Genomic DNA, 17,981 nt, shown 5'->3' with positions numbered 1-17,981 from the left:
ATGATCAAACTACTCGATTTTCATCAAGACCCGCCGAGAAATTACGGCAAGAGTCGGGTCTCCAAGTTCCTCTATTATATCGTGATGATTGGATGCGGCGGGAACGGCGGTTATGCCGTACAGCGGATTACCAAAATGCTCTATGCGTTCAACAATGTCCGCTCGTTCCTCATGCTAGCTGATCCCGATACGGTTGAGGAAAAGAATCTACTACGCCAGCCCTTTATTCCATCGGATATTGGCAAGAAAAAGTCTGATGTGCTGGCGAAACGGTATGGAAGCACCTACGGGTTGAAAATCGGCTCTTTCTCAGAGGCGTACATTGAATCGGTGGAGCAACTGGAAAGCTTGTTTTCGCATACGGACTATCTGCATACGGACGGCATGTTCATCCAAAAAGTTTTAATCGGCGCCGTGGACAATGACTTTTCTCGGAAGATCATGAACGACTACTTCGAAAAGACGGACGATTTGATTTACATCGACGCCGGCATCGAAGGAGTCTATCTTCCCGAGAGCGGCCAAAAGCCAGAGGAGCAGTGGACGGAGGAAGAGACACTGGAGCACCTGGACAGCGGTTATTCCGGTCAGGTTGTTGTGGGCGTGAAGAAGAAGGGGATGGTTGTCCTGCCGCCGCTCAATGGAGTTTACCCTATTGACGCGAAGAAGGACGCTATTCCGCCTTCCCACAGCTGCGGCGTCGAGCCGTACCAACCGCAACGCATGATCGCGAATGAAATGGCGGCATTCCAGATCACAACCGTCATGAACGAACTGTTTGCTGCAAACTCGATTCTCGTCCATGTACTTAATTTCAATAGCAAAACGGGCAACTCCCGTCCGACCTATGTTGAAGAAGTTCTTCTTCGACCCGCTTCATCGGTAGGTGAGTCCGATGCTTCTGCACCGGCTCCCGATCCCGCAGATGAACACGAGGAAACCGAGAACGAGGAATTAGCTGAAGATACTGCCGATGCTGTTTTAGTCGGACAATAGGAGACATTTAGCACAGGGACACCATTCGGTGTCCCTGTTCATTTAAGGGAGGTAATCGGGATGAAAATTAATTATTCGATTTGGCGGCCCATGCCGCCAGTGCTTGAAGCCCAGGACCGCGAGCTGCATCAAAAACAGTTAGATGCGCTCGATCGGTACGATTTCGGGGAAGCGTTGGTGTTGAGCCAGCAGCAATCCGCCTTGCGGGAAAGCTGGTATGAGCAATGCCTCCAGGAGCACCAGAATTCGGCCGGATCGACCGGTGAGGGAGTGAGCGCGGCGTCATGAGTCTAACCGAAGCCGAACAGGAAAAGCTATTCAAAAAGTTTAAGAAAGTCGTGGATTCCCGTGACAGCATGAAGATCGACAAGACGCTGTATAACCATCTGTACCTACGGACGGGATTCATCGCACATTACGATATTCATGGCTTCCGGGAAACCTTTTCGGGCTCCGGCTTCCTTGACTTCGTTGACCATTTCGAGCAGTGCTTTTACGCCTGTTACGGGCCGACGGCCGAGTTCAACCAACGCTTGAAGCGGTACATTCTCGACCATGCAGACGCGATCCGTCAGGAGTTTGCGAGGAAGGCCGAGCAAAAGGAGCTGGCAATGCTCCAAACCCTTGCACAGAAGCACGGCCTTACGGTTTTACCGCACCAGGAGGATGCGCCAGCGCCGATCACGCTTAAGACTTCCATCGTTTGCACTGCAGCGGAATGCGGTCAGTATGAATTTTCGTTTTAAATACCAAGGGGCAGGTGGTCACGGCCCCTTGGTTCTTTTTATTGACGAATTTTGCCGATTCTATTAAGATGGGGTTACTACGAATCACCAAAATTTTCTTTGTCGTTACATTTTCGACGAAGAAGGAGTAACCGATTTACGGTAACATTCACATAATGGGCTTATTTTGCCATGGAGACGTAAAGCACCGTTTAGGTGTTTTTTTGCGTTTCCATGGCTTTTTTTTTGCCCGAAAACAAGGAGGTAATAGGATGTCGTCTTCAAACGGGTATAAAGTTATCGTGCATTATTACCTGCAAAAAGACTGCTGGAGTATTCACGTGAAATCCTGCTGCTATCAAGGTCATTACGTCATCATCGACGGTCCGTGGGGAACAGAGGTTAAGCCGAATCGCAGGAGCAACCCGAGAGGCTGGGTTACAGCCAGGTCTCATCAGGTCAAGTTCTTTTGCGCGGAAGATGCGGAGCTACTTGAGAATCAAGAAGCTCTTAAATACGCTCTCGAGGGCATAAGCGATAGACTGAGGTACAACAAGGTAGATATGTCCTTCAACCTTGAAAACGGCCTTGGCGGGCTTCTATTCACGCCGGAAGGGGCATTTACGCTCCGACCTAAGCAGGAAACCGTTCCAGACGATCTCTTTTCCTTGTTTGAGGGAAGGGAGGCTGTCTATGTCGGTTAGCGTGATGGGGGAAAAACGTGGTGCAGAATCTTTTGTGTTGCCGGAACTACCATCCGAAATGCTCCCGCTTCATGAGTATGACGAAATTCATGTGAACGTATCCGGAGGTGCCGATAGCGTGGCAACAGCGCTTGTCGCTCTGCACGGCTACAAAATCCCGAAGGACAAGATCAAATTGGTTCACATGCGCGTGGACGGTAACCCTAACGACCATACAAAACGGCAACTTTTCGACTGGCCGCAGACCGATGCGTATCTGGAGTACATGAGCAAGATGCTCGATCTCCAGCTGATCGTCTTATGGGATGATTTGAGCCTAGAGGAGCGGATCCGCGAGCGCGGAATGTTTCCATCCTCCACCTGCCGGTTCTGCACATCGTACTTGAAGCGAGACGTTTACGCGAAATGGGTTCGCCAGTTCGATGATGTCAAAATCCTGCTCCTGACCGGCGAGCGGTCCGAGGAGTCGAAAGAGCGGGCTGAAAAGCCTGTTTTTAAACTCCATACGGCACATGCCACGGGCCGTAAGAATCGAACGGTTCATTGGCTCAAGCCGATCAAGGCTATGCTCAAAACCGAAGTCAGGCAGCTTTGCGCGGATTACGGCATCGAGCTTCACCCCTGCTACCAATGGGTGAGCCGCTGCTCTTGTAAATTTTGCATTTTCAATACGTCCGCTGAAATGAGCCGCACATCGCAGCTATTTCCGGAGGATTGGGCGTATCTGAAGCAAATGGAGGAGGAGCTTGGCCATACCATGAAAAGCAAGGATGGCATTTCTCACTCGCTGAGTGCCTTCATCAAAGAGGACCAAATCCCTCTCTTTTGATGTAGGAAATCGACCCAATAAAAAATCTAATCTCTGGAGGTATTTTTTCATGTCTATTTTCAAAGCACCGTTAACTCTCAATGCCGTCGATGCACTGATTACACGGATGCGTAAGATAGTCTCAACTATGATTCCGAAGGAGAAATTCCGGAAGGATTTTGAGATTAACGACAGATACACGCTGCAACACTGTGAAGGTGCCGGTGTTTTTGCTTGGTACGTTTACGACTGCGGAACGCATCTTATCCCCTTGAACAACATCGAGGAGGTTCGGAGCTTCCAACGTGAATGGCTTGACGGTATGAAACAGATTGAAGGGAAGAAGCCGGGTATGGTTGATGCCCTGTATGTACTGAATGTCTGGACGGGCGATTTTCGCCGTGTCTATGACTTCAGATCGTGCGGTGATCTATCCGACCGATTGCTAAAATCTGTGAGCTAGTACGGACGTCTTGAGGGAAACGAAAGCGTTTGACCGGCTGTCTGCCGGTCGATCCCGCTTCGGTTTTCCGAGTAGGCTGCCCGTGCAGTCGATATCATAACCGCTATATTATCATAGGAGGAATTATCGTGAACCAGACCAGCCTTACTTTTCAAGTATTAATTGAGGAAGACAAAGCGCAAGGTGATTTCATAGCCTACATTCCGGCCATTCGGCTCGGTGCCCGCGGTGACTCCTTAGAAGAAGTCCGTGAAAATGCGAAAGATCTGCTCTTGATGCAGATTGAGTCCGGACAAAAGAAAGGCAAAGGTTTTCCAAGCGATAACACAACAACAATAGATCAGATCACAATTTCAGTGCCATCTATAGTGTAATCCGACTCCGATTAATTCCAGGGTGGAAACCGTGAGCCCCCGGTCAAAGGGGCTTTACCTCATTTGCTGTTTAATACAACCTCTTTGATTAAATCCTCGCCTTGATTTTTCACGTAGTTCACAGCCTTTGAGACAGGAAATAACTTCATTTCTTCTGTTGGATACGAGGTTAATAGGGAAGTTAGCAAATCCTTATCCATGTTATTGGTATCTAACCACAAATCGATCCCATTTTCATTGAGAATAACGGGCATCCGATCATGGACTTTTTCGGCAAGTTCATTTGGGGATGTAGTAATGATCGTACAGCTCCAAACGGTATTCTTATCAGGACCTTCCCATGTGTCGTAAAGACCCGCTAACCCAAACGTTTTTTCCGAATTAAGCTGAAAGAGATAGGGTTGCTTACCGGAACCCTCTTTCCGCCATTCATAATAGCCTGAACACGGTAATACGATTCTCTTTCGATCAATCAAGTTACGAAAAGCCGGCTTTTTTAGAATGGACTCGGCACGAGCATTTATCATTGAATAGCTGCTTTTTCCGTCTTTTGACCAAAACGGTACCAGTCCCCACTTGAAACCACGCAGTACCCGTTCACCGTCTACTGTTAGGACGGCCGGCACTATATTCGTTGGGGCGATGTTGTATCGTCTTTGGTATCCCTCAAATTCATTCCGTCCAATATCAAATAATTCAACAATTTCATCGATATCACTGGTTAAGGTGAACCTTCCACACATATCAATACCCCCTTAATTTTATCTATACCCTACTGGCAACACAGTTGAATTGCTTGACCATCAATTCCCATTACCCGAACCTTATCGTCAGTGTTACCATTAAATTAGGTGATGAATTTATGTTCTACCCCCCTATGTTACTTATGCATTCGGTTAACAACGAAGCTTTCGAACATCAGGACTATCTTGCAAGCTTGAAATTAGACGGCATTCGTTTACTTGTTTCTAATATGGATCATTTCAAGCTGTACACAAAAAATCAGGACGTGACCTCCCGATTTCCCGAGCTCCATAATCCACCCATCAGTAAAGGCACCATCCTTGACGGTGAATTAATTGTTGTCGACGAGAAGGGACACCCCGACTTTGAGGCTTGTTTGTCCCGCTTTCATTCCCGCAAGGCGAATTACAAGGTTCAATTCTGCGCCTTCGATATTTTGTATTGCCGCGGTGAAAATGTAACGGGGCTGCCGCTTGAAAAGCGTTTGGAACTTTTAGAAGCGGAGATGCAGGAAACAGAGCATTACTCCCGTATGCGAATAATCCACGGTAATCCAGTTCAATTATTTGAGATCGTTAAGGCAGCGGGCTTGGAGGGTATCGTGCTAAAAAAGCGTGACAGTAAATACGAGACCCGCTCTCGACCCTGCGAGCCGGGAAGCAAAGCGATCCGATCTTGGGCATGGCAAAAGGTCATCAATTACAGCAGTTCCGATGTGGTTATAACGGGTTATTCAAAGGAAAACCATCATTGGTTAATCGGCGCTCCGGAAGACGGCCGTATAAAGCCGCTCGGGACGATGGAACTCGGAATAACGCAAAAGCACCGGAAGGAAATTTGGCCCCGTTTGGGGTGTTCTGTTGTTGACGAGAATAAGAAATTTGTATTCGTTGAGCCCCTTATTACCTGCAGGGTACGTCATCGTGGATATTATAAAAGTGGATTTATGAGGCTGCCTGTTTTAGATGAAGTTCTATCTTAGAAAAAGAATTGCCTCTCGTTTTTGCATAAAGAGACCCCGGGGTATCCCGGGGTCTCTTTATGCAAAATAAACATCGATCAAATTGGCAAAAGTAATGATCTTAATTTCAGAGCCAACCACTATTCGAATTTGCTTAGTTAATGGATCCACTCGTTCTATTGTTCCGGTGACTTCGAAATGTCTTCGATTTGAAAAATATTTCAACACGACATCACGTTCCTCTTGTAAAGCAAGGGAAATAACCTCATTCATTTCTTCCATTTTTTGCTCATCTATTGTAGGTAGTGTGACATCGCTTTCTGAATGATAGAGATTAGCAATTAATTTTTTGTGCTGTGGAATCATGAGGGAAACCCATTTAATTCGTCCTCTATCATGGATCATGCTTTATGCCCTCCAATGGTGCCGGCTCGGGCTAGCGCTGTTCCGCCTTCCATTAAACTTGTTGCCCGGAAAATAGCAGTTGATCCGAATTTGTTTTTAATTGAATCCATTACATAACCAATCTCTCGTTGTTTTGTTTTATCTTCAAACAAGTCTAACTGAACGATTTCATCTTGAGTAAGGTTGGTTAGAGAGACGTGGAGATTTCTAACAACTTGGCCTTCATAATGTTTATTGAAAATCTCCCTGCACACTTCATAAATATCCATCGTAATGTTGGTTGGATTGTGTACCGTTTTAGCTTGGCTAAAACCTCCGCCGCCTAAAGTGTGGCTAAATCCAACAGCCAGGGTGATGGTGCGGCCGGCCATTTTAGATGCTCTTGCTCTTCTAGTGACTTCCTCTACCTGATCCAGTATAGCTGGATATATTTCAGCTCCTTGGTAATCACGCAGAAGGGTGATGCCAGCGGAGAAACCCTTCTGATGCAGATTCGTGGTTTGATTAATTTGTGGTTTGTAGTAGGGATTGGTTAGATCAATTCCCCAGCTATGGTTGTAAAGCTCTTGCCCGATCGCATTCCCGAATTGCTTTTTAAGTAAGTTTAATGGGTATTTTGCAACATCACCCAAGGTGTAAATACCAAGTCGATGTAATCGCTTTTCTATTCGGGAGCCAATTCCCCATATGTCTTTGATTGGTGTTGGCCACATTTTATCGGCGAAAGTTTCATAGGTAACACCCTCGATATATCCAGTAGCCTCATTCCTTTTTGCCAGGCAATCTAATGCTACCTTACTCTGATAATAATTTTCTCCGCAGCCCACCGCGGTAGGTACTCCAATCTCTTTTTTAATTGCTGCCTGAACCTGTCTTGCAATTGAAAACTTATCACCAAACAAATTTTCCGCACCGTCCACTGTAAAGAAACATTCATCAACGCTGTATATCGTTATTGCTTCTAAGGGTGTAAAGCGTTGTAAAATTTTAGGTATTTTCATTGAAAAATCAAGGTAAAGACCCATTCGTGCTTCCACTACATGAATATGAGGATGTTTGGGTATTTCATAGTGCCTGGTGCCAGTTTTGATCTTAAAATCTCGTTTCATGAGCGGACTTGCAGCCAATACAACGGCGCCAGAACGATCAAGCGAGCCAACGACAGCTAAATAGGTAGTTAGTGGGTCTAACCCCCTAAGTACGCATTCGACTGAAGCGTAAAAAGATTTAGCATCAATACAGTAACAGTTATTACGCGGTAGATTGGAGAAGTCCATTTTTATTTCCACCCTTATTTTTACAGTATAAGAACATGAGTTCTTGTTTTATGTATACCCAATTATATGCGAATATATGTTCGGATTGCTATGACAAAAAATTGTAAATCGTATGCATAGAAAAATTTGGCCTGATAACACTAAGGTAGCAAGCTACATCAAAAATGAAGGGTGGCTTTTCAAATGGGTTCTGGATCCAGTAGAAACAACACATTAGTTGTTCCACAAGCAAAAAAAGCGTTAGAGCAATTTAAATACGAGGTAGCTCAAGAACTCGGAATTCAAATTCCGCAGGATGGCTACTATGGTAACTACGCTACTCGAGACACGGGTGCAATTGGTGGACATATGGTACGTAGAATGGTGGAAATTGCTGAATCGCAGCTGTCTGGTTTCAGAAGATAAGCATATCAACTCGGAGATGGCCACAACTTCTGTGGCCATTTTTTTGTCTATATACATAGGCAGAAATACCCAAATGAAGTAAAATGTTGTTTGGGGGGGCTCACAATGGATGATTTAGAACTTGCTATGTTAAGAAAAAAGTATGCTAATATACCCACCGAAATTAGTCATTTTCAAAAAGTTAGCGACGATCCTGTTGCAATGAGGTATTGGGATTCCACTAAGAACATATGTGGTCCAAATGAAGTGAAACTCGCGACAAAGAATCCAGTTTGGTGGAAATGTCCTAAACATCATAGTTTTTCATTGACTTACCGAAATTTTTACAATAGGAAAAACAAATGTTTGGATTGCACTGTAAAAGTAAGCAAACCTAAGATATCTATGGAGGAGCGCTATAACGTTGCAATCTTTTCTAAACATGAGAATGAGACAGTCAGAGGTTTCCTTGGGATCCAAGGGCATTATTCTCAGGATAAGATAAAAGATCTTATTGATGATCAGCGAGCTGTCAACAGCTTATTGCGAAATGATATAAAAAACTTAGAAGATTTATTAAATGTGCGCATTGAAGTTCTTCTGCGGACGCGAAATCTCGGTACGAAAACGTTAGGAAAGATCCTTAAAATACTATATGAACATCTCACCTGAAGGGCAAAATGTGTCGGAAAATCCCAGGTTGGATAAGTGGCTTAAGGATATCGAGTCCAGTAAGTACGGTAGAAAAGTGATCTCTCCGGAAAACAAGAATACTACGGTTAGCGAGCATGTGGTCTACCACGTCATTCAGGAACAGGTAAAATATGTTGGTTTTTGGAGACGTCTATTTGCTTTTTTAATTGATTCTACATTAGTTGGGGCCTTATTAACTATTCTCAACACTTCAATAATATGGGAGATCATCATCTGGTTTTTTTATCAATCCTACTGGCCCTCAACGTATCTTCAAGGCACGATCGGCAAATTAGCCATCGGTGCTGTGATAACAGATAATAAGGGAGCCAAGCTGTTTCTGTATTTTTAATCTGGATTGGTTTTGTAATGATTGCTTTTCATGGAAAGAAGCAAGGACTCCATGACATGATGGCCAACACATATGTGGTCAATAAGAGGGACAAGGGGCACTAGATAATTAGGGGATAAACTTGCTGAATGAACATAGTAATTGTTGAATAATATAAGTCTCAGGGGCTTGGGCCCTTTTTCATTATAATGGACGCCCTTAAGTGGGGATGCAAGCAAGTACAAAATTGTTGTTGAAAAAAATAGAACTGTTTACGATACTTACGAGACCGAAGTTGTGCCAGATTGGAAAGGAATGAGCAGTAAGTACCCTATTCCTGGGGAAGTTGGTGAGTATACATTTAAGGTATTTAATTCAAAAGAAGAGACGCTTGTTGGTAAGGGAATCTTTAGTGTGTCAGAATAAGAGATATGGCTAGTTCTATAACCAACTGGAGGACGGGCAGCGGCTTCTGATAGAGGTTTTGTCGTAAGCGGAAATCAAGCTGTGAAACATTAGCCCGCCCATCGTTTATGTGGAACGTATTCCCGCTGCATCCGTTCGATGAAAGGTGTAAAAACCGGACCTCCATGCGATATGAAATTGAGTGGGGAATTTCGATCCTGCCACTCGTTCTGAATCTTTTTCCGGGCGTCAAGATAGTCTCAGTTGGGAAAAGGCCGGAGGCAGCCTGTCGCAAACTTAAGATTAATACAATCCGACATCTAAACCTACCCGCGCCGGGCTGACATCTTCCGTAAGCAGTTCAAGGAACCGCTCCCGAGTGGATAAAACTCATAAAGCTACAGAGAAGCCAGACCTTAAGTAAGGGGACGAGAAATCGTCTTTTTTTATTTTGGTCGCTAAAGCACACGCGTTCTTCATTGCCGCGGGAGGACCGGATAAGGATCCGCATATACTCGACTGGGATAAAGACGGTGCCTCGTGTTAAGCAGGCAAAAAAGCTGTATCTTCATTATTGAGAAGAGTAGGCTTGGAGGTACACCTTCTCTTAATAAAAGACTATGTTTGGAGAGGGTTTATCTTTAATTGAAATGTGTAATACTTCTAACAAATAGAACATTTCGAGTTGTCCGAGCACATGAGAAAACCGCATTTTAGATATTAATTCTATGTGATGACGAGAGCAATAAAAAAAGGCCCATGAAGGAGTGTTAGTAAATGACAATTTCTTTGATCGCTGGTGACAGTGATCCGCATCTTCCAAAGATGGGGGTAATGAGTTTTTTTGCACTTGAAAGGCATTCCTTAAAGACTGAGGTAAAAGATAATGTAAAATATCTCATATTGTTAGGTGAGCGTGGAAGTAATATTAACTGGAATTACAGTACGATGTCTGATCAAGAAGTAGCTAACAGATTTCAGAGGTACTATGGTAAGAGGGTCTGTTTGATCAGTGAAATTGATGAATATTTTTTACAAGATGCTTTGTTGTCGTCATCAGAGGTTACAGGAAATTTTATAACATTGAACTTCGTTGTGGATGAACGCACAGTACGTAATGATGCATATTTTATCGAGAGCCCCGCTGACCAACTATCAGAATTACTTGAGCAACTGGACGAAAAAATCTGTGAACTTCGTTCCGTTTTTGAACAAGAGACTGCTATTTAGAGGTGAGCAAGCCGAGGAAGGGCAACCAAGAGCCCAGTTGGAGTTCAAGTAACAATCAGCTGTTGACGATGTCCTGAAGACAATGAAATCCTAATATACAGAATTTTTGAATGAAAAAGCCGGTGCAATAAAAAGAACTGTTTTGAGTATAATTGAAAACGACGGCAGACCTTGGGAAGTGAGGCATGCCGTCGTTTTATCATGTGTGTTCGAGTGGGTTCGTTGCGACGATGCTACGGAGCTTTTCTGATTTTATCTTCGTGTATATCTTTGTGGTATTAGGATCCTTATGCCCGAGCAACTCAGCGACAGCTAACAGATCAGCACCCTCGCCCTCGTTGTAGAGGATAGTCGCGCACGTATGCCTTAGTTTATGAGGACTTACTTTCATTCCACCGCCGGCTTTGACGCCGGCTTTTTCGGCAATCTCTTCGATAATCAGCTCTATTCCTCTGCGGGTCAAGCGTTCGCCGCGCTTTTCAGATATGAAGAGGGCATCTTCGTTTAGCCGGTTACGCCGCTGCAGTAACTCTTTTCGTAAAGACATATACTCATCGAGAGCTCTAACGATCTTTGGAGTGAGCAGAAGTTCTCTCTCGACGTTTCCTTTACCAAAATAGCCAATTGTGCCGTTAAATTGATTGAGTTCGCTAACATTAAGGCTTGCCATTTCGGACACTCTCAAACCGCGGAGTAGGAAGATGATCGTGATAAGATAATCTCGAGCCGCCAGTTTACGTTCTCCGGCAGCCTTCTCCATTTTAACTGCATCTTCAAAGGTCAGGCTCTTAGGGATCCGCTCGCCGAGTTGCGGAGTATCGAGAAACTGAGAGACATCATAGCGTATGTAATGCTGTTTTACCGCCCATTTAAAGAACTGCTTGATGGCGGAGATGATGCGGGCTCTGGTCGTCGCGTTAAGCAGTTGCCCTGCTTTGGGATGAGGTTTTGTACCTTTCTTTGTTGCGATTGCTTTGGGATGACGCAGAGTGCCCAGGAAAAGCTGCAAGTGCTCAGCGGTGACGTTCTCCAGTTCAAGGATCTTTGGCGTTTCTCTGAGCCACGTGGCTAGTCTTACAATGGTTCCGTTATATGATTCCACCGTTCCTTTTGAAAAGTTTCTATTTACCTCCAAATAGACGGTGAACGGGTCAATCAGATGATCTAATAAGTGTGCCGACATGCAAATTCACCTCAACATAATTGTACCATGTGCTCTAACTAATGAAAACGTACGTTCTATATCAACATAATTTAATGCCGTTAAATACTTCACAGTATCGTGATACAACGAACTAGGAAATGGTACAATAACAATTGTGAGAAAAGAAGATTCTGGTTAATTAGAAAGGACGGGTGGATATTTGTGTGACTAACGATTGGGGATTCTTAGAAGAGTTAGTATTTAATATATATAAATCAAACTCATTTTACTATAATCAAGATTTTGAGAAAATCATTAAGTATAAAGTAATAAAAAGGTAAATGATTTACTTGCAAAAAGATTAAGACAAATCGATATAGCTATAATTAAAAAGAGGCACGATAAAGAGGTTCTGACAGCAATCGAATGTAAAGATCATAAAAATAAAATTGATGTTCAGGATGTAGAATCATTCATCTCAAAACTTGTGGGAATGGTGCAAATCAAGGAATCATGATAGCTACTTCCGGATTTACAGAATCAGCGCTTAATCGAGGTAACGGCAGCCCTGGGATAACGTTGGAATTGTTAAACCATCAAGACCTGATCAATGAGTACATGTCACTTGATTATCACTATTTCAATACAACATGCACCGACTGTTTTAGGGACATATCTTGGGATGGAACGAAAGTAAATATAGGTCACGTTAACTTTTTTTCATTTGTTAATGTTATCACTAGGAAAGGAAAATACATTAAAATTTATAATGGAAGTTGCAATTAATGCAACACGATCCAATATTTTAACCTAAAATGCAGAACAGTTACACCGGTTCTGATCTAGACTCAAACTTGGAGTATTATTCCAAAGGTGAAGAAATCCCATGTGCGGATAACTGTGGATTAACATATTGTGTCGATCAAGATGATATGGCGGTTACCTATAAATATAAGGATAAAGATACCACTATATTGTCGGAAGTCAAAAACATTGTCCCATTAAACGTCGCGTAAATCGCGGCTTTTTTGTTTTATGGGATCAAGTTCTTGTCATTGGCCGATGTCAAGAACTTGATCCCATTCCCGTTTTGAGTCAAGAACTTGCTCCCATTCCCGAAGGACACGGCAGAAAGAGAATTGGGACACCTAACTAGAATTGAAAACTTAATAAACTATCTTCATATAAAAAATAATTAAAAGAGTTCTTTATTCAATCGACAACAGCTTCATAATTTCGTCATAATATTTCTTTTGACACTATATGTGGTGTCAAAAATTCATTTTCCAACCTATATATTGTCGTATGTTGATTGTTGTGCTAGACTGGTACTGAGACATTCATTCGAAAGATCAAGGTCTCGTTGAATAAGGAAATACGGATTTATGGTTTAAACTTGAACTAATCGAGGGGGTTATCTGAAATGGCAGAACACAAGAAGAAGATCACGATAGTCGTAGAAGGCACTCGTCACGAATGGCCGAAGGATGATATTACTTTTGTAGAGGTAGTTTCGCTTGAGGTTCCGGATTACTCCCAGCATCCAGAGATAACCTACTCCGTTAAATACAAAAACGGTCATGGGAACAAACCGGAAGGTGTTCTTTCACCTGGGGCTTCTGTTAAGGCCAAAGAAGGGATGATCTTTAGTGTTTCAGAGACTGGTCAGTCATAATGATGACTTAAGACTGCTGGTCGAGAAGGGGTACGCTGTCGCGTTCGATAATAATTGTCTTGTCGTGCGCGACATCCCTTACTTGGATAATCAACGTCGATTGCAGACAGGTGCGATTGTATCAAAGCTGGTCTTCATAGACGAGAACAGGGTTACCCAAGACGATCATCAGATTTATTTCGCGGGTTCAGTACCGCATAATCTTGACGGCATGCCGATTCCTAATCTTGCGGGTGGCCCCATATCCCTTCAGTTAGGTGAAGCTAGTAAAGATGTCGTCGTTGAACGCTCATTTTCAAATAAACCTCGGATCGATGGAAGGTTTGCTGATTTCTTTGATAAGATAGAAAGCTACGTCGGAATATTATCCGGTCCGGCTATGGAACTGTTCGATGTTAACCCCTACACTTTTCGCATTGTTGAACATGTGGAAACCGATTCCGTTTTCAAGTTAAATGATACTCTTACTTCTAAAGCTGAGATTACTGACCTATCCGCGAAGTTCAAGGATGATATTGTCGCAGTAATTGGACTTGGGGGCACTGGCGGATATGTTCTGGACTTCTTAGCGAAAACGCCTGTGCGAGAGATTCGGACTTTTGATTTAGACCGATTCTACGTACATAATGCGTTCCGTTCTCCTGGCATGCTTCAATTAGGTGAACTGGGCAAACATAAAACCGAAGTTTATGCTGCGCGTTATGAGAATTTCCGAACAGGAGTTACTGCAGAGGCCAAGTTTATTGATGCCACAAGTAGTGCTGACCTTGCTGGTGTGACCTTTGCGTTCGTGTGCGTTGACAAAGGTAGTTCGCGCGCAGGGATCTTCGATCTTCTGATTTCTATGCACATACCATTTATCGACGTGGGAATGGGGCTTAAGCGAAAGAATGGGGCGCTAAACGGCCTTCTCCGAACGACGTACTACTCGGCTGATGACGGCCAGAACATGCGTGACAAAGGGTATGCAGAGCTTTCGGATGGTCCTGAGAACTTGTACAGATCCAATGTGCAGATCGGCGAACTAAACGCATTAAATGCTAGTTTGGCTATCATACGGTTTAAGCAATTGCGCGGATTCTATTTAGAAGAAGAAAATCCGCAGCACCACTTTTTATTTGAAATTTCAGATCTCAAGATAGTTGGTGCATCGTCTAATGAAGATTAGGTTGCAACGTGTTCAGTATATGCCTAAAGACTTGGAGGAAGGTGTTCTCTACGTATCGGAAGAGTTCGGTACAGCTGCACATTTATGCGCTTGTGGTTGTCGTTCAAAGATCCGGACGCCTTTAGGCCCTACAGAGTGGGCTTTTGAAGATACTCCCCTTGGGCCTTCGCTTGACCCTTCTATCGGTAATTGGCAGCAAGCATGTAGGTCACATTACTGGATACGACGTGGCAATGTTAACTGGGCAGGTTCATGGACACCTGAACAAGTCGAGGCTGGTCGAAAGAATGAAGAAGCGCGTCGAAAGGCGTACTATGACGATCTTAATTCTCGTTCGAGCAGATCACCACTAAGAAGAATATGGGATTGGTTGTCGGGCTTATTCAGAAAATAGACCCATGCAAGAAACGGAAAAGGAGGTTGCTTCATTGCAGCTCCTTTTTTTGTTTAAGGGAAAAGAGAGGATCGTTAATATCAATATTTATATATATCTAGATTACTTTGGGACAATCGGACCATTGCGAATAATCACCTTCGGATGCCACCGCCGCCTTGGTGAATCAGGATTACCAAAGCTTGAATTGCTTAGTTCCTCTTGATTCTGTTCAATCAAATGAAGTAGTAGACTAGACAGCATAAAACACATCGTATTAAAATACAGTTTCTTACAAGAGAGGTGTGCTATTCATGGATATTAGTTTTCCAGAAATAAAAATTACTACAAAAGGCGTAGGGAAAGAGAAGCAAATTGACAAAGACTTTTTCAAAGAATTAAATGTAATAGTTGAGGATTTAATTAAAAAAGTAAAATTAGATTTTTTAGAAGAAGAAAAATGGTTAAAGAGCCAATGGGATTCATATCCCAAAGGTTTTCTCCCTATTGAGCAAGATAAGCATCGGTTTTCACCGTTTTATAATGACCACTTTGTACCTGCGTACACACATGCTTCCTCCATCGTCGATGGCTATCCAGTTTCCGCACCCACTATCGTGGACTTTAGAGGATATTAACGGGTAATTAATTATTGTTTTCAGAGCCTTCTAATAAATCTAAAGTTTATTAGAAGGCTCTAGTTTTAAGGAGGAGAAATAATGATTTATATAATATCCGCCCTACTTGTTGTAGTTACAACATTGATAATTTTAATAAAACTTAACTTTAAATATAGTTTTTCTATTGCCGCAGGGGCTTCCTTTATGTTTACGCTGATAGCTTCAATTTCCTTATCACAAAACTATACTTATAATTTAATTCCAAAGTTAAATGATGGAGGAATAGCAATTTCTAATCGTCTCGCGTATCTTATAATTGGTGAAGATCGTTGGTCCATCGATAAATTTAAGTGGTACTTTGAAACATCCATCACATTGTCGTTATTAATAATCCAATTATTAATCTCCTGTTTGTTATATGAAGTCAGAAGAGGTGAATTAAAACAAAATAATATAACAACACCTCGTTAGATCCTAGTCAACCTAAAAACCTATAATATACAACATTTTTTCAGTTTCATTCTGGGAATAAATTGCCGGTATTCGCTCATGGTCAGAGGCTTTTCGATTCGTCAAACTGTTGTTTTACGTAATTAAATTATTTGAAGGCTGGGACTCGAAATTGAATCCGCGGTCCAATGTAAATTGACAACAAAGTCCCCACACTTATCTTCAACAATAGCTATGCGGGGTCTTTTTTCTTCTTACTTCACGAAACATGTATTTTGTGAAGTAAAATTTTGAAAAAAGTAGTGACAACGAATTAAATAAACCGGCGGCCCTATCCGAAAATAGGTACCGGTGTTGTTTCAAAATAAAAATTAATTCTGTCCTTTTTCCTTTTTGACTTTATCAGAAAAGTCCTCAAGCGAGATGGATGACAAATCATTGAATTTATTAAAGTAAGGTTTGATCATCTTGCTGTCTTCTGCATCAAAATATGTCCCTGTAGGGTGCATAACTTTGTAGACATTTTCAGTGCCTTCAATTTTCTTTAACACAAAAACCATTTTTTGGCCAACCTTTAATTCTGGCTCGTATGGTTCAGACAACTCGCTACGACGAATAATGATAGAAGAAGAAGCATTGCCGCTGATTACTTGTTTTACATCTATTTCCATTGGTGTCACGTGGATTTTCATTGAAGACCCTTTGCTTGCGAGTTTTGCCTTTACCGCATCCTCAGCTGGGCCTGCAATTACAGCTTCTACTTTTTCATTGAATTTCTTAACCTGACCGTAAACAACCAGGTCAGCGTCTGCTATAAGTTGTTCAAAAGTAGGATCATAAAAATCCATAAATTCTGGTTTTACTTGCTGTTGAACTTGAGTTGCAGCAGTACTTCCAATACTTTGAGAGCTTTTGCCTATTCCATCTTTCTGTGCGTAGGAAAGTCCACCTACAACAAGGGCAGCAGCAATTGCGGGAATTATAATTTTAGCTTTATTATTCATTTTAGCCTTAGAAGCCATACATTGCACGAATATCAGAAGCCTCATGGCTTTGTGGTGTTGAATATCCCAAGGATCCTTGACGCATTACAGATGTAGTAGAGGTAGGGATTGGGTTATATGCTTCAGGGTGACCTAATCCCAATACATGACCCATTTCGTGAGTTAGAGTTTTTGATTGATCGGTCTCGCTTGGTCCAGCATAATCTTTATTCGGGTTACACCAGACATTAGCGTAATTCATCTTTTTAGTTGAGTTATATGCTTGAGTATAAGTCATTACCTGTGCTCCTGCCTTATCATACATAATAGTTGCGGCTGCAGCGTAGTAAGGTATACCCGAATTATCCCAAGAAGATTGGGTAGGAGTAGATAAGTCAACTTTTGATGTGCTAAACGATACAGCATAGGCTACAACCGCAGAGGAAGAGCTCATCCAGTTACTAACGGCTGTACTGAAATTATCTGTGTAAGGTGAGCTAAGATAATCCCCATTAGCATCTAGTTTGGACATGTGGCCATCGACACTTAAATTTTGCCATCTTACTGCGACTGTTGAACTTGTTGCTGGATTGTAAAAAACTTCATGCGCAAATGAAGTAGCTGGTATTACGGACAATAGGACAGTAGCAGCTGCCAATACAGATGCGATCTTTTTGAAACTCTTAACCACTATTATTCGCTCCCTTGTATTTAAGTTGTGTTACTCATCATCTTTTCTGTAGTATAGAGCAACTGTTCTCTTTAAGAATTTTACTGGTAAGTTCAATTTTGTGTCATCTCTGTCTCGAGTTAAGTTTGAATTCTATCACCCTCTTACATCATTAATTATCTATAATCTTACATAATGGTATTATAAAAACATATAGATCATTACTATCATTTCCTTTTTTAACCTATAAATAAAATTATCCCCAAATATACAATTAGCGCCCTGAAATTTCTTTTAGTTACTTAGAATCAGGACTTTCGTTATGGTTTTATTATGAAATACAAATTTACGAGGTGCGCCCAAGAATGCAAAAAGCGCCATCTCACGTGCTCCACATG

25 protein-coding genes are annotated in these 17,981 nt (G+C 42.5%); 19 read left to right on the top strand and 6 right to left on the bottom strand.

All coding sequences use genetic code 11. The annotated features are described in order from the left end of the window. The 7 genes from ACFSUF_RS19570 to ACFSUF_RS19540 all read left to right on the top strand — a co-directional run bounded on the left by ACFSUF_RS19570 (position 1) and on the right by ACFSUF_RS19540 (position 4,070). Positions 1-996 carry a ThiF family adenylyltransferase gene (locus tag ACFSUF_RS19570; protein WP_377605659.1) on the top strand — a complete coding sequence of 332 codons (996 nt, stop codon included), beginning with the start codon at positions 1-3 and terminating at the stop codon, positions 994-996. 60 nt (positions 997-1,056) lie between these two features. Beyond that, a complete protein-coding gene (locus ACFSUF_RS19565) occupies positions 1,057-1,284 on the top strand; it encodes a hypothetical protein (protein WP_377605657.1) in 228 nt (75 codons plus the stop codon). Further along, positions 1,281-1,742: a hypothetical protein gene (locus tag ACFSUF_RS19560; RefSeq protein ID WP_377605655.1), complete on the top strand. Its 462-nt coding sequence runs from the start codon at positions 1,281-1,283 to the stop codon at positions 1,740-1,742. Before ACFSUF_RS19565 ends, ACFSUF_RS19560 begins: the two co-directional genes overlap by 4 nt. A gap of 251 nt (positions 1,743-1,993) precedes the next feature. Next, positions 1,994-2,425: a hypothetical protein gene (locus ACFSUF_RS19555; RefSeq protein WP_377605653.1), complete on the top strand. Its 432-nt coding sequence runs from the start codon at positions 1,994-1,996 to the stop codon at positions 2,423-2,425. Beyond that, positions 2,415-3,254 (top strand): phosphoadenosine phosphosulfate reductase domain-containing protein, encoded by an 840-nt coding sequence (locus tag ACFSUF_RS19550; protein WP_377605651.1) that lies wholly within the window; start codon positions 2,415-2,417, stop codon positions 3,252-3,254. Before ACFSUF_RS19555 ends, ACFSUF_RS19550 begins: the two co-directional genes overlap by 11 nt. 49 nt (positions 3,255-3,303) lie before the next feature. Next, positions 3,304-3,696, top strand: coding sequence for a hypothetical protein (locus ACFSUF_RS19545; protein ID WP_377605649.1), 393 nt, complete (start codon positions 3,304-3,306; stop codon positions 3,694-3,696). A 128-nt stretch (positions 3,697-3,824) separates the two neighbouring features. After that, a complete protein-coding gene (locus ACFSUF_RS19540) occupies positions 3,825-4,070 on the top strand; it encodes a type II toxin-antitoxin system HicB family antitoxin (protein WP_377605647.1) in 246 nt (81 codons plus the stop codon). A 59-nt stretch (positions 4,071-4,129) separates the two neighbouring features. Here ACFSUF_RS19540 and ACFSUF_RS19535 read toward each other — a convergent pair whose 3' ends face one another. Then, positions 4,130-4,813, bottom strand: coding sequence for an SOS response-associated peptidase (locus tag ACFSUF_RS19535; RefSeq protein WP_377605645.1), 684 nt, complete (start codon positions 4,811-4,813; stop codon positions 4,130-4,132). A 119-nt stretch (positions 4,814-4,932) separates the two neighbouring features. Between ACFSUF_RS19535 and ACFSUF_RS19530 the strand changes: the two genes are divergently transcribed. Then, positions 4,933-5,796: an ATP-dependent DNA ligase gene (locus ACFSUF_RS19530; protein WP_377605643.1), complete on the top strand. Its 864-nt coding sequence runs from the start codon at positions 4,933-4,935 to the stop codon at positions 5,794-5,796. A gap of 57 nt (positions 5,797-5,853) precedes the next feature. On the opposite strand, the gene ACFSUF_RS19525 is transcribed toward ACFSUF_RS19530, so the two are convergent. Together ACFSUF_RS19525 and ACFSUF_RS19520 are read right to left on the bottom strand one after the other, a co-directional pair. Beyond that, positions 5,854-6,180 carry a YolD-like family protein gene (locus ACFSUF_RS19525; RefSeq protein WP_377605641.1) on the bottom strand — a complete coding sequence of 109 codons (327 nt, stop codon included), beginning with the start codon at positions 6,178-6,180 and terminating at the stop codon, positions 5,854-5,856. Beyond that, positions 6,177-7,457, bottom strand: coding sequence for a Y-family DNA polymerase (locus tag ACFSUF_RS19520; protein WP_377605639.1), 1,281 nt, complete (start codon positions 7,455-7,457; stop codon positions 6,177-6,179). Before ACFSUF_RS19520 ends, ACFSUF_RS19525 begins: the two co-directional genes overlap by 4 nt. 183 nt (positions 7,458-7,640) lie before the next feature. Between ACFSUF_RS19520 and ACFSUF_RS19515 the strand changes: the two genes are divergently transcribed. The 5 genes from ACFSUF_RS19515 to ACFSUF_RS19495 all read left to right on the top strand — a co-directional run bounded on the left by ACFSUF_RS19515 (position 7,641) and on the right by ACFSUF_RS19495 (position 10,500). Further along, positions 7,641-7,862 (top strand): small, acid-soluble spore protein, alpha/beta type, encoded by a 222-nt coding sequence (locus tag ACFSUF_RS19515; RefSeq protein WP_377605637.1) that lies wholly within the window; start codon positions 7,641-7,643, stop codon positions 7,860-7,862. Positions 7,863-7,967: 105 nt separating this feature from the next. Further along, positions 7,968-8,513: a zinc-ribbon domain-containing protein gene (locus ACFSUF_RS19510; protein WP_377605635.1), complete on the top strand. Its 546-nt coding sequence runs from the start codon at positions 7,968-7,970 to the stop codon at positions 8,511-8,513. A 28-nt stretch (positions 8,514-8,541) separates the two neighbouring features. After that, positions 8,542-8,886: a hypothetical protein gene (locus tag ACFSUF_RS19505; protein ID WP_377605633.1), complete on the top strand. Its 345-nt coding sequence runs from the start codon at positions 8,542-8,544 to the stop codon at positions 8,884-8,886. 17 nt (positions 8,887-8,903) lie between these two features. After that, positions 8,904-8,990, top strand: a complete 87-nt coding sequence (locus ACFSUF_RS19500) for a hypothetical protein (protein WP_377606000.1) — start codon at positions 8,904-8,906, stop codon at positions 8,988-8,990. Positions 8,991-10,047: 1,057 nt separating this feature from the next. Further along, the gene (locus ACFSUF_RS19495; protein WP_377605632.1) at positions 10,048-10,500 is read left to right on the top strand and encodes a hypothetical protein; all 453 of its coding nucleotides are present in this window, start codon (positions 10,048-10,050) and stop codon (positions 10,498-10,500) included. Between the two features lie 199 nt (positions 10,501-10,699). Here ACFSUF_RS19495 and ACFSUF_RS19490 read toward each other — a convergent pair whose 3' ends face one another. Next, positions 10,700-11,683 carry a tyrosine-type recombinase/integrase gene (locus ACFSUF_RS19490; protein ID WP_377605630.1) on the bottom strand — a complete coding sequence of 328 codons (984 nt, stop codon included), beginning with the start codon at positions 11,681-11,683 and terminating at the stop codon, positions 10,700-10,702. Between the two features lie 331 nt (positions 11,684-12,014). Here ACFSUF_RS19490 and ACFSUF_RS19485 point away from each other — a divergent pair, with 331 nt between their 5' ends. The 6 genes from ACFSUF_RS19485 to ACFSUF_RS19460 all read left to right on the top strand — a co-directional run bounded on the left by ACFSUF_RS19485 (position 12,015) and on the right by ACFSUF_RS19460 (position 15,951). Further along, entirely contained in the window at positions 12,015-12,161 is a 147-nt protein-coding gene (locus ACFSUF_RS19485; RefSeq protein ID WP_377605998.1) for a hypothetical protein, read from the top strand. Between the two features lie 906 nt (positions 12,162-13,067). Beyond that, positions 13,068-13,319, top strand: coding sequence for a multiubiquitin domain-containing protein (locus ACFSUF_RS19480; RefSeq protein ID WP_377605628.1), 252 nt, complete (start codon positions 13,068-13,070; stop codon positions 13,317-13,319). Continuing rightward, on the top strand, positions 13,294-14,487 hold the full coding sequence (locus ACFSUF_RS19475; RefSeq protein WP_377605626.1) for a ThiF family adenylyltransferase: 1,194 nt from the start codon (positions 13,294-13,296) through the stop codon (positions 14,485-14,487). The genes ACFSUF_RS19480 and ACFSUF_RS19475 overlap by 26 nt, the downstream gene beginning before the upstream one ends. Beyond that, complete coding sequence (locus tag ACFSUF_RS19470) at positions 14,477-14,881, top strand: DUF6527 family protein (protein WP_377605624.1); 405 nt, start codon at positions 14,477-14,479, stop codon at positions 14,879-14,881. Before ACFSUF_RS19475 ends, ACFSUF_RS19470 begins: the two co-directional genes overlap by 11 nt. Before the next feature lie 293 nt (positions 14,882-15,174). Then, entirely contained in the window at positions 15,175-15,498 is a 324-nt protein-coding gene (locus tag ACFSUF_RS19465) for a hypothetical protein (RefSeq protein WP_377605621.1), read from the top strand. Between the two features lie 81 nt (positions 15,499-15,579). Further along, positions 15,580-15,951, top strand: coding sequence for a hypothetical protein (locus ACFSUF_RS19460; protein WP_377605619.1), 372 nt, complete (start codon positions 15,580-15,582; stop codon positions 15,949-15,951). A 350-nt stretch (positions 15,952-16,301) separates the two neighbouring features. Here the strand turns inward: ACFSUF_RS19460 and ACFSUF_RS19455 are convergent, their stop codons facing one another. Together ACFSUF_RS19455 and ACFSUF_RS19450 are read right to left on the bottom strand one after the other, a co-directional pair. Further along, complete coding sequence (locus ACFSUF_RS19455; RefSeq protein ID WP_377605617.1) at positions 16,302-16,961, bottom strand: hypothetical protein; 660 nt, start codon at positions 16,959-16,961, stop codon at positions 16,302-16,304. After that, on the bottom strand, positions 16,942-17,604 hold the full coding sequence (locus ACFSUF_RS19450) for a hypothetical protein (RefSeq protein ID WP_377605616.1): 663 nt from the start codon (positions 17,602-17,604) through the stop codon (positions 16,942-16,944). Before ACFSUF_RS19450 ends, ACFSUF_RS19455 begins: the two co-directional genes overlap by 20 nt. Positions 17,605-17,981 lie beyond the last annotated feature (377 nt).

It is taken from the genome of Paenibacillus gansuensis (assembly GCF_042684925.1).
Lineage (GTDB): Bacteria > Bacillota > Bacilli > Paenibacillales > DY6 > Paenibacillus_N > Paenibacillus_N gansuensis.
This window is presented reverse-complemented; position numbering and strand designations above follow the sequence as displayed.